Here is a 16,092-nt window from a genome sequence, read left to right on the forward strand (position 1 = left end):
AACTCAATCTCTCTTTTCGAATCGTTTAGAAAATAACAAGGGCACCTTTCAAAAAGGTGCCCCTTCCTTTTATTTCGTAAACTGTGCTTCTTCCGTAGATCCTTTTAACGCTGTCGTTGATGAAGTTCCGCCTGTAATCACTTGTGCCACTTCATCAAAGTAACCTGTTCCTACTTCGCGTTGATGACGTGTTGCAGAGTAGCCATGTTTTTCAGCTGCGAATTCTGCTTGTTGTAGTTCAGAGTATGCTGCCATGCCGCGCTCTTTATAGCCACGTGCTAGTTCAAACATACCGTAATTTAATGAATGGAATCCAGCAAGTGTTACGAATTGGAACTTGTAACCGTAAGATGCGATTTCCTTTTGGAAGCTTGCAATTGTTTTTTCATCTAGTTTTTGTTTCCAGTTGAATGAAGGTGAGCAGTTATATGCAAGTAGCTTCCCTGGATGCTCCTTATGAATTGCGTCCGCAAATCGTTTTGCATCTTCTAAATTTGGTTCTGACGTTTCACACCAAACGAGGTCTGCGTACGGTGCATACGCTAAACCGCGCGCAATTGCTTGATCAAGACCTGCATTCGTACGGTAAAATCCTTCTGGTGTTCTTTCTCCTGTAATAAATGCTTTATCAACAGGATCAATATCGCTCGTAATTAAATCAGCTGCATCCGCATCTGTTCTTGCAACGATAATTGTCGGCACTCCCATTACATCTGCTGCAAGGCGTGCAGAAATTAAATTGCGTACTGCTGTTTGCGTTGGTAGTAGTACTTTTCCGCCTAAATGGCCACATTTTTTCTCTGAAGATAATTGATCTTCAAAATGCACACCTGATGCACCTGCTTCAATCATACCTTTCATCAGTTCGAATACATTTAATTGCCCACCAAATCCAGCTTCTGCATCTGCTACAATCGGTACGAAATAGTCTGTATCATCGCTTCCTTCCATATGCTGAATTTGATCCGCACGTTGAAGCGTTTGATTAATTCGTTTTACTACAGCAGGTACGCTGTTCGCTGGATATAAACTTTGGTCTGGATACATATGCCCAGAAAGGTTTGCATCAGCTGCTACTTGCCAACCACTTAAGTAAATCGCTTTTAACCCAGCTTTTACTTGTTGCATCGCTTGGTTTCCTGTTAATGCGCCAAGTGCGTTAATATAGTCTTCTGTATGAAGCGATGTCCAAAGCTTCTCAGCACCACGACGCGCTAACGTATGTTCAATATCAATTGACCCGCGCAGGCGAATTACATCTTCTGCCGAATATGGACGTGTGATCCCTTTCCAACGCTCATCTAATTCCCAGCTTTCTTGTAACTTCTCGATTCTTTCGTTTTTCATTTGTTCCATCCCCTTTTCATTTTTTATAAAATTTCATAACCCGGTAATGTTAAAAATGGTACGAATTCATCATTTCGAACGAGATTTGTAAACAACGTTGTCGCCTCTTGGAATCTCCCTTTCTTAAAGGCTTCCTTACCAATCTCTCTTTCTATTTTTGCTAATTCTTCTTCTTTTAATTCTTCCATTAATTCAAGCGTAATATTACGACCATCATTTAGTTTTCCACCTTCATGACGAATCCATTGCCATACTTGTGCTCTTGAAATTTCAGCTGTTGCCGCATCTTCCATTAAGTTATAAATGGGTGCTGCTCCCCGTCCGCTTAACCAAGATGCAATATATTGAATACCTACGCTAATATTCATGCGAAGGCCCTCTTCTGTAATCGTTCCCACCGGTACCTCTAGTAAATCGTTTTCTGTTACACATATTTCTTCACGTCTTCTAAAAATTTGATTTGGTGTTTTCATAATGTGATTAAACACTTCCATTGCAACCGGTACAAGTCCAGGGTGGGCAACCCAAGTCCCGTCATGACCGTCTAAAGCTTCGCGTTCCTTATCAGCACGCACTTTTTCAAAAGCTGCTTCATTTGCTTCTGGATTATTTTTAATCGGAATTTGTGCCGCCATTCCTCCAATTGCTGGTGCATTACGGCGGTGACATGTTTGAATTACTTTCAAAGAATACGAACGCATAAATGGCGCCGTCATCGTGACTTGTGCTCTATCTGGTAGTAAGAATTTATTATGATTACGGAAACTCTTTAAAAAGCTAAAAATATAATCCCATCTTCCGCAGTTTAAGCCAGCAGAATGATCTTTTAGCTCATACAAAATTTCATCCATTTCAAACGAAGCGTGAATCGTTTCCAGTAACACAGTTGCTTTAATCGTTCCATTTGGAATGCCGATATATTTTTGAGCAAATACGAATACATCATTCCATAATCTCGCTTCTAAATAACTTTCCATTTTCGGTAAGTAAAAGTATGGGCCGCTCCCTTTTGCTAAAAGAGCTTTCGCATTATGGAAAAAGTACAAGCCGAAGTCTACTAAGCTACCCGACATATTTTTCCCATCAACTTGCATATGCTTTTCCTCTAAATGCCATCCTCTTGGACGTACAATGAGTACAGCTGTTTTCTCATTTAATCTATATTCTTTCCCTTTATCATTTTCATGTGAAATCGTTCCCTTTACTGCATCTCGTAAATTGATTTGGCCTTCCACTGCATTTTCCCAAGTTGGTGAATTCGAATCTTCAAAATCCGCCATAAAAAGATGCGCTCCTGAATTTAAAGCGTTAATGACCATCTTTCTATCTACCGGTCCAGTAATCTCTACACGGCGATCCTCTAAGTCTTTTGGCAGCTTGGCAATTGTCCAATCCGCTTCACGTATGTGTTTTGTTTCTTCTAGAAACTTCGGAAACTCCCCTGCATCAATTCTCTTTTGTTTTTCTACACGTTTTTGTAAAAGTTCTATGCGGCGCTCATTAAAATTCTCATGTAGTTCCTTCAAAAAACTAAGCACCTCAGGTGTCAATATTTCGCTGTACGCTGGTAACATTTCTCCAACGAGTGTAACCCGTGAAGTTTGCGTCGACATATTAGCATCCCCTTCTTAAACTGTTTTATAACAGATTTGATTTCATGTTTTATATTATATAACAAATCTTCAGAAAAGGAAGTTTTTTTTGAAAATTCATTTCGTTTTTTTTCAAAACGCCATTCTTTCGCGCTTTATTTCATACAAAAAAGGCCGCTGTTATACAACAACGACCTTTTTGTATTATTTTTGAATTTCACTTTGACTAGTTAAACTTTATTACTGCCCTTGTTCCATATCATGCAATATTGCTCTATGTAAAAACTGTGCGTATTGTTCTCTCGTTACCTTCATAGACGGACCGAATTTACCTTCTCCGATTCCCATTGTAATACCATTTGTTTGTACTGCACTAATTGCATTCGTTGCCCATGAATTTGCTGAAACATCATTAAAGTTATGAGATCCCTTTGCCTGTAGGTCAAAAGCATTCGTAAGAACTTGTGCCATTTCCGCACGCGTTAACGTCGCCTTCGGTCTAAAGTTTCCATTCTCGTCTCCCTGGAAAATTCCGATTTCCGTTAGAGCCAATATCTCCTCGATAAAGCTTGTTGAATTTTCATCGATATCTCCATATGGGTTTTCATATTCATCTTGTTCTTCCATATCAAACACACGGTAAATTAAAGCTGCAACTTGCTCACGTGTTACATTATCCCCAAAACCGAATATTCCATCGCCATATCCCAAAATTATTTCTTGTTCCGCTAATTCATGAATTGCCTCATATGCCCAATGTCCTTTTGGTACATCTTTAAATACAATTGTATTTGCTTTTTGCAACGGTGCACTTTCCGCTTTTACACTATTACTCTCTGCTGAGAATAACACCCCACCCATAATTGTTAATGCTGTAGCTGTTTTTAATAATTTTTTGCTCATCAAATTATCTCCCCAATATGTATATGTTTTTTTAAAAATATACAGAATAAATGGTATAGTGACAATATATTTTCCGACACATTTCGTGACGGTTTTGTGAATCATATTACACATCATGTCTTTTTCATCGGGTTGATTATAAAGCTTGTTTATAACCATAAAAATACATAAATACGAATAATAATTCTTTTTTAAACAAACAAAAAAGCACAAATTTTTCTATTTGTGCTTTCATATTTCACTCTACTTCCAATCCTCTTTCAAATGATAATTAATAATCGCATTATTAATAAACTGAGCATATTGTTCTCTAGGTACAGGGCGATTTAATTCATACATGCCATTCCCAGTTCCTCTCACAACATTATTAGATTGTAACGCACTAATTGCATCTTCTGCCCAGTGACCTTTTGGAATATCTTTAAATGTATGTTTTTGTTTCGTTTCAAAATTAAATGCTCGTTTTAAAATGACAGCCATTTCCGCTCTAGAGATTGGTGCTTTCGGCCTAAAATCCCCTTGGCCATCCCCTGTAAAAACACCACGTTTTGTTAACGCTAAAATTTCCTTTTTAAAAGTGGTTGTACTATCAGAAACATCTTTATATGGATTCGCTACTGGCCCTTCTTCTTTTATCTCAAGTGTTCTGTAAATAGTCCCAGCTACTTGTTCACGTGTTATAAGATCGCCAACACCATACTTCCCGTTTCCATACCCTAATATAATTTTATGATACGCTAAATCCATAATAGCATCATATGCCCAAAATCCGTATGGAACATCTTCAAACACAATCATTTGTGGATACTCTTCCGCTTTTACAGGTGTCACATTCGCCCCTGCAAATATACCTCCTGCCATTGTCGCAATCATCATTACACCCAATATTTTTTTCTTCATTATCCTCTCTCCCTATTTCATTCAAATAAAATGAACTTCATTGTTTCAGGAGTACTATTTTTTTTGTGAATGTAAGATAAAATGCAAATCTTCTAGAAGAAATATTCCCACTACCTTTCTGCTTTATACCCCCTTCTTTCTTTTTCAAAAAGGAAGTTGTCACATCTAAGGTGTTATATACTAAAACATTCTACAATCTCTTTATAAACTCCTTTTCACTTTATAACTTCCCTTTATTGGCACCTAAAGGAGATGCCTAATGGAGATTACTATATTCATGGTTTATATTTCAGAGGTAGCATCCCCCTTCACTGATAACTCGCTTTCGCTGAATTTTGAGGTGGGGGTCTTACTGCCCAGCAAATAACGGGATAAAAAAATCATCCTTTTTTCTTAAAAGAGGATGATTTTTTTATATTTATTAACACTCAAATATGCTACTACTTTTGAAGAGTAAATTGGGCAACTATTTGTTTTAATTTTCCTGCTGCGTTATGCATATGTTCAATTGAAACCGAAATCTCTTGAACAGATTTTTCTTGCTGTTGAATAGACTCTTTTACCCTATCAGTTCGGTCAGATGATCTTTGGGAAATTTGAGCCATGTCTTCTGCAGAAGCCGAGATTTCCTCACTACTCGCTGCAATTTCATCTGTAGACATAGATACCGTTTGAATTTGCTCAGATACTTGCTGTACTTTTTCTGTAATTGTTCCAAATACTTTTTCTGTATGCATTACTACTTGTGTACCTGCCTGTACCTCATTATCTACTTTCCCCATCATATGTACCGTATGGTTCGTTGTTCCCATAACTTGAGTAATAAGATTCTCAATTTGTTTTGCAGAATCACTAGATTGTTCTGCTAATTTCCGCACTTCATCTGCCACAATTGCAAATCCTCTACCACTTTCACCAGCACGTGCAGCCTCAATTGCGGCGTTTAATGCTAATAAGTTAATCTGGGAGGTAATACCTTGCATAACATCAATGATTTTAACAATTTCTTCTGATTGTTCTTTCATAGTCTCTACTTGTTTCACACCGCTATGTACCGAATTTTGGATTGTATCCATCTGTTGAATCATTTGTTTCATTAATTTGTTACCACTCTCTGCATCTAATGCTGATTGAGCAGATAATTCATTTACAGAGGATGATGTATTGACTATACTCTGCATTCCTTGCGTCAACTCTTCCATCGCACCCGCAGTTTGTTCCATTGCTTGCATTTGACTCTCTGCACCATTTGCAACTTCTTCAATATCCATAGTGATTTTCTTCGCTGCACTACTAGATACTTCTGATGCAGATACTACTCCGTCTGCATGTTGGAATAAAAGCTGAATATTATTCTCTACTTCTTGCATATTTGTTCTTAGCCCTGCAATCATCTCGTTAAAATTACTTACTAATACACCTAATTCATCCTTAGCAGTATAATCACCATGTACGGTTAAATCTCCTTCTTTCGCTCTTTCCATCATACGACTAACCGTTTGTAAAGGAGTAACTATGAGCTTGCTAATAATATAACTTACTATACATATAACGATTGTAGTAACTACTACAAGAATGATAAAGGTAATAACGGAACGATCAATCATTTTTTGAGAATCTTTAAATACTTGGTCAGCTAAATTTGAAACATACGATTCTAGATCCACTGCATAACCAGCTAACTCTATTCCCTTCGGTTTTAATTCCTTCTGAAATTCATTTACCATTTGTGGCTCATTTGTTGCCTTCGCCTTTTCAAATAATTTTTTATATGTATCTTTATAACTTGGCAAAGATTTCTTCATCTTCTGAAATAGTTCATCCTCTTGCTTACTTAAATTAAAACCATCATCATATTCTTTTAATAAAGAATCATATTTTTTAAGATCCTTTTCAATATTATCAATTATCCCCTCTTTATTTGCCACTTCATTTTGTGATGCCGTAATTAATTCTAGTAAGTTATATTCTAATGAATTTTGTGTACGAAGCATTCCTTCTAATAAAATTGCAGAATATTGATAATCATCTACTACAACCTCTGTATCGTGCTTAATCTTATTAATAGAATTAATTGCTACACTGCTCATAATTACCATACCTAAAACTGCTAATGAAATAAGCGCTAATAATTTATATTTCACTTTTAAATTTTGTAAAAAATACATTTTTCCACCTTTATTCCTTTATATATAGATTTTTAGAATTTTATAGCTTATTATTTACAAAATCGTAATAAAAAGCAATGATAAATATTCCCAATATGAAACTTATATCTCTATAAAAAAAGAAGTAGCTATCATGCTACTCCTTTTTGCTTTGTTTCTCATATTGTTCAAACGTATGAATTCTTTCAAAAATTGGTGGGTGCGTGTATAAGAAAAATTTTACTAACGCAGGCGGATTTACTTGGCTTAAACTTGTTTTTGATAAATATTGAAAAGTTTTCACACCAGATTTCCCATCCTTCGTCATATTTAAAGCATATTGATCTGCCGCTCTTTCTTCTATACGTGAAACGTAGTTTGTTGCTGGTTGTGCTGCAAAAGAGAGGACAGAAGAAATTAAGAAAAATAAAGGTAACATGGAGAAACATGCTACTTTTGAAATTTGCAATGTATCTCCCCATTTGCGAATACACATATTTATAATACGACTAATTAAAAACATACCTATAAACGATAGCAATACATAACTTGCAACGCCAAAATATATATGTTTCATAACATAATGCCCCATTTCATGGGCCATTATAAATAAAATCTCTTTATCTTTTAACTGCTTAAGTGTTGTATCCCACATTACAATACGGGCGTTAGGGCCAATTCCTGTTACGTAAGCATTTAATGCATTCGTTTTTTCTGACATATTTACTTCATATACGTGTTTAGCAGGAATGTCCGCTTTGTCTGCTATCGCTAAAATTTTCGTTTCTAATTCTTTATTTTTCAGCGTCGAGAAGTCGTTATACAGTGGATCAATAACGACAGGCTGTATGAATGTTAAAAAGATTGTAAATGGAACAGAGAGCGCCCATCCTGCGAGCCACCATCTCTTCGGAAATTTACGGATAAGCCATAATAGAACGGTAACTACGATTAACATAGTCGCATAACTTTCCCAAAAACCGATAACATGATCTTTTATCCAGCTTTGTGTACTTTGTGTTGAAATGCCGTAATCAACGGACACTTTCCGGCCAATCCATTGCATCGGTAAGGCAAGCACTGTTGTCAGTAATGATAAATAAAAGAAATAAATCGCAACTTGCAAAACACTTATTTTAGTCGTTTCCTTCGACCATTTCTCAAACTTTCTTGAAATACCTAGCACAAGTACAAATAATAAAATAATCCATTCAAGAGGCGTCGCTAAAAAGTATAGTAAATTTTTCACGCGCGAATAATCTTGGCTTAGCGTAAGCTCTCTCGTACTCATAAACGTTTCTGGATCTGCACTCGTTCCCTTATACATGTCCGGAATAAGTTCATGATTCCATCCAAATAAATACCAATATATAAGTAACGCAAATCCAACGTACAAAAAAAGCGACCAACCGATAACCTTCTTCACGCTATTCCCTCCTCTATGCTGCCTGTCTATTATTATTGTAAGTTCGTACACGCTAAATTAGAACAAGCTTATTATGTGAATTGCTCTGGATCTTTTTATTTACATAAAAAAACTCTTCTACATAAGAAGAGTTTTACCTATCTTTAAACACTTTCTTCGGTTCACAATCCGTACACTTACAAACCAACACGTACCCTACTTCCTTTTTAGATAAAATAAAAAGCCTCTTTAAGGAAGTACATCTATTAATAAACTAAAATCTTGTAAAGAGAAAGAACTATATTTCATAATACCCTGTACGGCTAAAAGTAAAACAAGACCGATCACACACATATAGTTAACGCTTTCTTCATTCTTTTTTTCAGTAACGACTCCACCACTTATACATAAAATCCCTAGCAAATGGAGCGCTAAATACATGAAAAAATAAGCTTCCTCCCAGCGCAAAATAACATTCACTGTCGTTATTAACACTAGACTAAGTAAAATCAAATAAAAAAACTTATTTGATGATATCGTTTCATTCATATAATTTTATACATCCCTTTCAAATTTCGAATTAATGATGTTTCAAAGCTATAAAGTAAATGATTGTTTTTATACCATAAAACAAAAGGAAAGCCACCATTACTTTCTCGAATACTTTATGAATCCACATATACTTCTCTTCATTCTTTTTGAAGATGCGCTTCATCATTTCTTCTACAATTAGACCAAATATTAGTAAAACCCCGAACACAATAAGAAGAGAAATAATATTTTCTTTTAAATGAGTACTAGAAAATAAGTAATACTCTGGAAACACAATCGTATCTACTACAGGTTGAAGCCAATGACAAACGCTTTTATCACACATATCTGTAATAGACGTAGAATCTATAATGTCTTTTAATATTTTTTCAACCGTCTTCTTCATCTTATTTACTCCCGACTACATCTGAAAAGCTCTTTTCCTGCTCTGCATATATAACCGGCACTTCTTTACTCCAATATTTGCGATTAACAAATAAAAAGATAAGTACTAAGTTTAATCCTGTTATAAAAATAATAAGTCCAGGAAAGAATGTCGTATAATTTGAGAAATCGGCAAAACTAATAATTTTTTCTCTACTTATTAGAAAAGACGCACCTATTACAAATGCATTGTTTAACATATGTATTGCAATTGGCATGAGTAAACTTTTCGTACGAATATATACGATTGACAATACGATGCTGAATATGGCTGCACCGAGGAAATCAACATGTAACAACGCAAACAATATTGCTACAACGATGGTCGCTATGCTCGTTCCCCATTTTGTTGCAAAACGTTGAAGTAAAAATCCGCGAAAAACAAATTCCCCGATAATTGGTGCGATGAATACGACCCTAATGACTTGAGATACATATCCCCCAGTACTATCTACAATTGGTTCATGCAGGGCGTTCATAATAAAGTCCGGTGTAATCCATGCAAAACTATACATATACAAAATAAGATACCCGTAACTAAACATGCATAACATAACCGTAATGTATAAAACTTGTACCAAGTTAAATGTTTCATTTTTATTAACAAATAATGAAAATGAAATGTGGTGCTTTCTATACTCATAAGAAATCCATACCATCGGAAGGATATAGAATATAAGGATATTTATAAAAGAAGAATTTTGTATATGAAATATACTTGTTAGCAAATCGCCACTACTTCTCGCTATTAAAATTAATAGTGCAAATACAATTAAAAAATATCTAGCTCGCATCACTTGAAACGGGTTCACACTCATCTCCTCCCCTATGTTACTTTTATCATATCATTTGATTCTTAATTTTTTGCGAAAGAAAACCTTAAAATTTCCTTAAAAATTCCATAAGTTACAAAATGATGATATGATATTCGAGAAAATTAGGAGGGATATTTATGTACCAAGCAAATATTTTACTCGTTGATGATGAAACAGCAATTTTACAATTACTAACTACCATTCTTGAAAAAGAAGGCTTTTCTCATATTACAACTGCAACATCAGCTGAAATGGCTTTATCTCTAACTAAGCAAAACAATTACGATTTAATTATTTTAGATGTAATGCTTCCTGGACAATCTGGTTTTGATATTTGTCCAATCATTCGCCAACAAACAGATTGTCCAATTTTCTTCCTATCAGCAAAAGCATCTGATTTAGATAAAATATCCGGATTTTCATACGGTGCAGATGATTATATTACGAAACCATTTAATCCATTAGAAGTAGTAGCACGTATGAAAGCACAGCTTCGGAGACATATGAAACAAACCGTACCACACGAACAAAAACCACACTCAATTTCATTTGGAAGATTTGAAATTGATCAGCACTCTGCAGAACTAACAGTAGATGGGCACATTGTCGAATGTTCTGCTCAACTCTTTCAACTACTACTCTTCTTTTGCGAGAATCCGAACTACGTATTTTCGAAAGAGGAAATATATGAAAAAGTTTGGGGAGCACCTGCCTATAATGGCGATGACAACACTGTTATGGTCCACATTCGAAAACTACGTGAAAAAATTGAACATGATCCAAGTAAACCAGAATATATAAAAACCGTTCGCGGGCTTGGTTATAAGTTCGTTACAAAGTAGGGTGACGATATGAATTTTAATAAACGACTTATTATTCAATTTATCATGCAACACGTTTTTGTTTTAGTTACATTACTTATCGCTGTAGTTGCTGCTTTTACTTATTTAATTTTTCTTCTTACTAGTACTTTATACGAACCTAACATTCCAGATTCTGATAGTTTTACAATTTCAAGATACATCTCTTCAGAAGATGGGCATATTTCGTTACAATCTGAAGTGCAAGATTTAATAAAGGAGAAAAATGATTGGCTCCAAGTTGTAGATGAAAACGGAAAAATCCTCTACCACTTTAATACACCAAATGATGTTCCGGATGCTTATACGAAGACATCTTTAGTCGCATATATACAACATCATATCGAAAGCAATTATAAATTTACATATTGGGAAATTGAATTAGAAGAAAAGAAAGCACTTGTTATTTATGGTGGTATGTTAAAAAGCAATGCGTTACTGACAGCAATTCAAAAGGAGCATTCCTCTTTAACGATGGATTCGTTCGCATTAACAGATCAAGAAAAACAGTTACTGTCTAAAGAAAAAGCAACACTTCAAATATTTAATCAAAATGGCGAAGAGGTTTTTTCCTATCCAACTGGAAAGAAAAAAACATTTTCAGCAATACAAATTGCCCTTAATGAAAAAGAACCGTGGAATCATAAAGAAAACACGTCTAGCTTTTACGATGCAAATAGTGGCAACCTTCTCGTTGTAACTGCAAAAAATGAGCACTACTATCCAGATGACGAAATTGAAGATGTATTTACTAAGAAGTTTCTCATCGGATGCGGATTAATCCTTCTTATCGTATTTGTTTATTTAGTCATTCTTTCTATTTGGTACGGTAATAAATTCGGGAAACCGTTATTACATGCGATGCGCTGGCTTAAAAATATCGCTGGTGGAAAGTATGAAGAACCTATTAGTAAAAAAGGAAAACCCGTCAGGTTCCGGCGATCTGGTAAAGAAAAATGGTCATTCCGTTTGTTTAGAGATGTAACAAGTTCACTAGAACACCTTTCTATTACACTCAAAAAAAATGATGCGATGAGGCAAGTCCTCCAGCAAACACGAGAAGAATGGATTACCGGTCTAACACACGACTTAAAAACACCACTTAGCTCTATATATGGCTACGCATTATTACTCGAATCGAATCAATATAACTGGACTGATCGTGATATTCAGCAATTTGGTAGTGTTATGAAAGAGAAATCTCAATATATGACGACATTAATTGATGATTTAAGCTTAACGTATCAATTAAAAAATAACAGCCTTCCTGCCCAACACGTAAACGTTGAAATCAATCAGTTCGTCCAAAAAGTATTATTGCAATTTATTAACAATCCAACACTTCAAAATCAAAATATTGAATTCGTACCGAGCTCAAATAAAATTCAATATTTCATTGAAGAAAAATGGTTCCAGCGTATTATCGAAAACTTACTAGTAAATGCTGTAAAACATAATAACGAAACAACTACTGTCATCGTAAAATTATCACAAAACGCTAATTCCTTTACACTCTCCATTTCAGATGACGGAAAAGGAATGGATGAAAAAACGAAAGAACTTCTATTTGAACGATATTACCGCGGAACAAACACAGAAGAAAGCAACATAGGAACTGGACTTGGCCTAGCCATTACAAAACAGCTCGTTCATGCTCATAACGGGACAATTTCCGTTGATAGTGCACTCGGAAAAGGAACGACGATTATTCTTGTGTTTCCGTTTCGTTCGTAGGAAAGACGCTATGTGGCGTCTTTTTTTCTTTTCTGGGAGAGTTTTGCGGTAATTGAAATTATGCAGATCGTTTTTTTGGGGTGTTTTAGCGGTATATGAAATTATATCGGCGATTTTTTGAATATATCGGCGCAATTCAAAATATATCAGCGATTTTTTGAATATATCAGCGCAACTCGAATTATATCAGCGATTTTCTAAATATATCGACTTACCGACAAAAACCGACAATACTAACCTACTTCCTCTACTACTATACAAAGTAAAAATAACCCTTCATAACTCACTATGAAAGGTCACTCCATATTTCAGCTATTTCCCTACTAACACAAACACATTCTCATCAGGTGCTTCCATTACTGCAACATGTCCTGATTCTGTTGGAAATGGTTCGCGAATCCACTTTACATCTTTATTATCTTTTAAACTCTCATACGTTTGTTGTACATCTTCTACTAATACTTCGACTTCCATAAAATTAATATCCGGATGATTGCTTATTACTAACTCCGAACTTTTTTCATCTGGAAACTTCAATCCTATTAACGTCCAAATAGCTCCTTCTTCTAGTTCTCTTTCTATCATCCAGTTTTGCTTCATTCCCATTTCTTTATAGAAAGAAACTGATCTTTCTATATCTTTCGTATGTATAGATACACATTCTAGTTTTTTGAACATTTTCCCATTTCTCCTTTTATGAAAAAGCGAACCATCTCCCAATGATTCGCTCTTACCTTATTATTTTTTCTTCACCGGTATCCAAAGCTCTACTTGTGCAAACTCACTCTTATCTTCGTGGCAACGCTCATCGTACAGTTCAAACTCTGTAACTCCGCAATGTTCATACCCTGAATGCGGGAACCATTCTGAGAATACTGCATTCCACGTTTGGTGAATAGACGATACCATTTCTTCATGAGGAACTTTCGGCGTTGTAAATACAGCATATGTCGCTGCTGGGAAAGTACGCTTCGCAACTTCGTTTGGTACATTTTCAAAGCCTGTAACTTCCATTCCGATAATATAAGTGAAATCGCCTGTTTCTAAATTAAAATCAGTACATAATCCAAGCTCTACCCATTGGCTCGTATCTTTACGATTCGGAATCGTTGTTCCAAGATCTTTTTGTAAATATTCTTGCCAAAATGCTGGGATGTCTTGATGGTTCTTCCCCTCTTTACTTGTCGTCTTCAGTTCATAACCTGCCATTAAAAATTCTGGTTTATTTACAATACGATATTCCATTTGTATGCCTCCTAAATACGGATTTAATTTTCTTTGCTTTACATTCACGCTGTAATACATCGGTGTTTCAATTTCTTGTTTTCGATATTCACTCGGTGTCATTTGAAATAATTTCTTAAAGGCTCTCGTGAACGTTTCGTGAGATTGAAAGCCATGCTCAAATGCGATATCAATAACTTTTTCATCCGTATGAGAAAGTTGATAAGCTGCCCGGGCTAACCTCCGCTTTCGAACATACTCCATTACTGTATCACCTACTAATGCCTGAAATACACGATGAAAATGCGACTCAGAAAAACCTGCAATACGTGCTAAATTACGCAGCGTCTGTTTTTCCATTACATCTTCCTCAATATAATCAATTGACCTTTGAATTTGTGTTTCATAGCTTTCCATCTCTGTTCACCCGCCTTATATGTATTATGATAAAAGAGAATCCTATCCAATTCTTGACGTTTTTTACTATAATTCCATAAAAAATTGTAACTTTTTTATATGTATTTCGTTGTTATGTATGAAGGGAGGGAAATGTAGTGAAACGCAAACAATCATTAGAAGACATTTACTCCGAGCATATGAAAGATTTATTTCGCTATCTTCTCTCCCTAACCGGAGATTCCCACTATGCGGAAGATCTCATGCAAGAAACCTTTTACCGAATGCTCGTCCATATTGATTATTATAAAGGAGAAGAAATTAGGCCGTGGTTATTTACAATAGCCTACAACGCCTTTATCGATTGGTATCGAAAAGAAAAAAAGTATAACACAACTACAGTGGAAGAATTCCATTTACCAAACGTGCCAAGTACAGAACATGAATATTTCGTAAAACATGAGATTGCTAGTTGGTTAGACAGTTTATCTTCTCTTCCGCTCGAAAGACGAAATGCCCTGATACTACGAGATTACTATGGATTCTCCTATAAGGAAATAGCAGAAATGACTGGTCTCTCATTAGCGAAAGTGAAAATTGAATTACACAGGGGACGAAAAGAAATAAAAAGCATAAAGGAGTGATACAGATGGGCTGTACAGAATTTAAAAAACTATGGAAGAAGTATGAAACCGGAACGCTCACGCATGATGAACAAGAACTGTTAGAAAGTCATATTGAGTCATGTGAAGAGTGTGAAGCTTACTTAGATGAGCTGTTAACAAAGACAGAACCAATTAAGAAAAAGTTACCTCCAAAAGATCTTAAAATTCCTTTTTGGAGAATTAAGTGGAAACATCGTTTACAAACGTTTGGTTTTATATTATCAATTTGCATCGTTATCTATATAATCGGCGGGGTATTATCAGCCTTTTATTTTCAAGCTAATAATGATAAAAGGCTAAAAGAAATTAGAGAGGTTCCTTCGCTGGCACTTGAAGCAACTATCCCAAATAGCCGCGTTATGGGAGGCGGAACAAGTGTAGAAGCTTTTTTCCGTACAAATAGCCAATTTGATTTAGTAAGAACCGTCGGTAAAAAAGAAATGCCACTCGGTACAATAGAAACAAAAAGCTTCTTATCATCTGTAGATATCACGAAGCAAACTTGGATGAATCCGTTCTATCAACCAAAACTCTTCTTTGTTCATCCAAAAACAGAGCAGGGTGATTATTTAAAGAATTCATCAAAAAAAGTATGGGATACACTTGCAAAAGTACATGATGGAACCGTTGCAGAAGTAGCAATTTCTTTTGATAAAGCTTACACTTTAAAAGAATTAGAACCGCTTTTATATAGCATATTCGAGGCACAAGAACTCCCTCCAACTCCTGTATGGTACGCTTTAGATACAGGACAAGAAAGAAAAAATGTAGATGACTATATCCTACATGGCGGAGAAGCTATAGGGTTTCCAGAACATGTAAGATTCCTCGATAATGAAACTGACGGGCAGAAAACGCAAGAAGACAAAGTAACCGAAATGATGCGCGTCCTTTCTATCCATAAAAAAACGGTAAGCAAAATAGCAGCGCTTTCTGAGAAAGAACTAAACTTAGATAAACGTTATCAATATGTAAAGGATAACGGTGTAAAAGTATACGGAATTGTTATTACTGGCCCATCGAAAGAGTTATTAAAATTACAAAACTCCCCGCACGTACGTTATGCGACTCTTGGAGATATTGAGATTTGGAATTGGTTTGATCATTAATAAAAAAGAAGTAGCGCTCT

15 protein-coding genes and 1 pseudogene are annotated in these 16,092 nt (G+C 35.5%); 4 read left to right on the forward strand and 12 right to left on the reverse strand.

The features are described 5' to 3' along the window. Positions 1-69: 69 nt before the first annotated feature. The 10 genes and pseudogenes from aceA to AB6801_RS21145 all read right to left on the reverse strand — a co-directional run bounded on the left by aceA (position 70) and on the right by AB6801_RS21145 (position 10,081). Positions 70-1,347, reverse strand: coding sequence for an isocitrate lyase (gene aceA / locus AB6801_RS21105; RefSeq protein ID WP_000787346.1), 1,278 nt, complete (start codon positions 1,345-1,347; stop codon positions 70-72). Between the two features lie 23 nt (positions 1,348-1,370). Beyond that, positions 1,371-2,960: a malate synthase A gene (gene aceB, locus AB6801_RS21110; RefSeq protein WP_000107349.1), complete on the reverse strand. Its 1,590-nt coding sequence runs from the start codon at positions 2,958-2,960 to the stop codon at positions 1,371-1,373. 219 nt (positions 2,961-3,179) lie between these two features. Next, positions 3,180-3,947 carry an S-layer homology domain-containing protein gene (locus AB6801_RS21115; protein WP_114159535.1) on the reverse strand — a complete coding sequence of 256 codons (768 nt, stop codon included), beginning with the start codon at positions 3,945-3,947 and terminating at the stop codon, positions 3,180-3,182. A 138-nt stretch (positions 3,948-4,085) separates the two neighbouring features. Next, positions 4,086-4,742 carry an S-layer homology domain-containing protein gene (locus AB6801_RS21120; RefSeq protein ID WP_000727094.1) on the reverse strand — a complete coding sequence of 219 codons (657 nt, stop codon included), beginning with the start codon at positions 4,740-4,742 and terminating at the stop codon, positions 4,086-4,088. Positions 4,743-5,182: 440 nt separating this feature from the next. Then, entirely contained in the window at positions 5,183-6,136 is a 954-nt protein-coding gene (locus tag AB6801_RS31265; protein ID WP_409194079.1) for a methyl-accepting chemotaxis protein, read from the reverse strand. Next, positions 6,131-6,910, reverse strand: a pseudogene (locus tag AB6801_RS31270) (MCP four helix bundle domain-containing protein); the annotation flags it as partial. The gene AB6801_RS31265 and the pseudogene AB6801_RS31270, both read right to left, overlap by 6 nt. A 136-nt stretch (positions 6,911-7,046) precedes the next feature. Further along, positions 7,047-8,315 carry a M48 family metallopeptidase gene (locus AB6801_RS21130; RefSeq protein WP_000755730.1) on the reverse strand — a complete coding sequence of 423 codons (1,269 nt, stop codon included), beginning with the start codon at positions 8,313-8,315 and terminating at the stop codon, positions 7,047-7,049. A gap of 228 nt (positions 8,316-8,543) precedes the next feature. Beyond that, on the reverse strand, positions 8,544-8,843 hold the full coding sequence (locus tag AB6801_RS21135; protein ID WP_001006050.1) for a DUF2101 family protein: 300 nt from the start codon (positions 8,841-8,843) through the stop codon (positions 8,544-8,546). A 31-nt stretch (positions 8,844-8,874) separates the two neighbouring features. Beyond that, a complete protein-coding gene (locus tag AB6801_RS21140) occupies positions 8,875-9,231 on the reverse strand; it encodes a hypothetical protein (RefSeq protein ID WP_000754332.1) in 357 nt (118 codons plus the stop codon). A 1-nt stretch (position 9,232) separates the two neighbouring features. Further along, on the reverse strand, positions 9,233-10,081 hold the full coding sequence (locus AB6801_RS21145) for a CPBP family intramembrane glutamic endopeptidase (RefSeq protein ID WP_001067984.1): 849 nt from the start codon (positions 10,079-10,081) through the stop codon (positions 9,233-9,235). Between the two features lie 140 nt (positions 10,082-10,221). Between AB6801_RS21145 and AB6801_RS21150 the strand changes: the two genes are divergently transcribed. Both AB6801_RS21150 and AB6801_RS21155 read left to right on the forward strand, forming a co-directional pair. Further along, entirely contained in the window at positions 10,222-10,926 is a 705-nt protein-coding gene (locus tag AB6801_RS21150) for a response regulator transcription factor (protein WP_000283870.1), read from the forward strand. A gap of 9 nt (positions 10,927-10,935) precedes the next feature. Continuing rightward, entirely contained in the window at positions 10,936-12,678 is a 1,743-nt protein-coding gene (locus tag AB6801_RS21155) for a sensor histidine kinase (protein ID WP_001010440.1), read from the forward strand. A gap of 312 nt (positions 12,679-12,990) precedes the next feature. Here AB6801_RS21155 and AB6801_RS21160 read toward each other — a convergent pair whose 3' ends face one another. Both AB6801_RS21160 and AB6801_RS21165 read right to left on the reverse strand, forming a co-directional pair. Beyond that, positions 12,991-13,356 carry a VOC family protein gene (locus AB6801_RS21160; protein ID WP_000473642.1) on the reverse strand — a complete coding sequence of 122 codons (366 nt, stop codon included), beginning with the start codon at positions 13,354-13,356 and terminating at the stop codon, positions 12,991-12,993. A gap of 60 nt (positions 13,357-13,416) precedes the next feature. Further along, the gene (locus tag AB6801_RS21165) at positions 13,417-14,319 is read right to left on the reverse strand and encodes an AraC family transcriptional regulator (RefSeq protein WP_000446846.1); all 903 of its coding nucleotides are present in this window, start codon (positions 14,317-14,319) and stop codon (positions 13,417-13,419) included. A gap of 137 nt (positions 14,320-14,456) precedes the next feature. Between AB6801_RS21165 and AB6801_RS21170 the strand changes: the two genes are divergently transcribed. Next, a complete protein-coding gene (locus AB6801_RS21170; protein WP_000823977.1) occupies positions 14,457-14,942 on the forward strand; it encodes an RNA polymerase sigma factor in 486 nt (161 codons plus the stop codon). Between the two features lie 5 nt (positions 14,943-14,947). Further along, positions 14,948-16,072 (forward strand): anti-sigma factor, encoded by a 1,125-nt coding sequence (locus AB6801_RS21175; RefSeq protein ID WP_000501948.1) that lies wholly within the window; start codon positions 14,948-14,950, stop codon positions 16,070-16,072. The last annotated feature ends 20 nt before the right edge of the window (positions 16,073-16,092 follow it).

Source organism: Bacillus sp. RCC_6_1 (genome assembly GCF_041360755.1).
GTDB lineage: Bacteria > Bacillota > Bacilli > Bacillales > Bacillaceae_G > Bacillus_A > Bacillus_A cereus.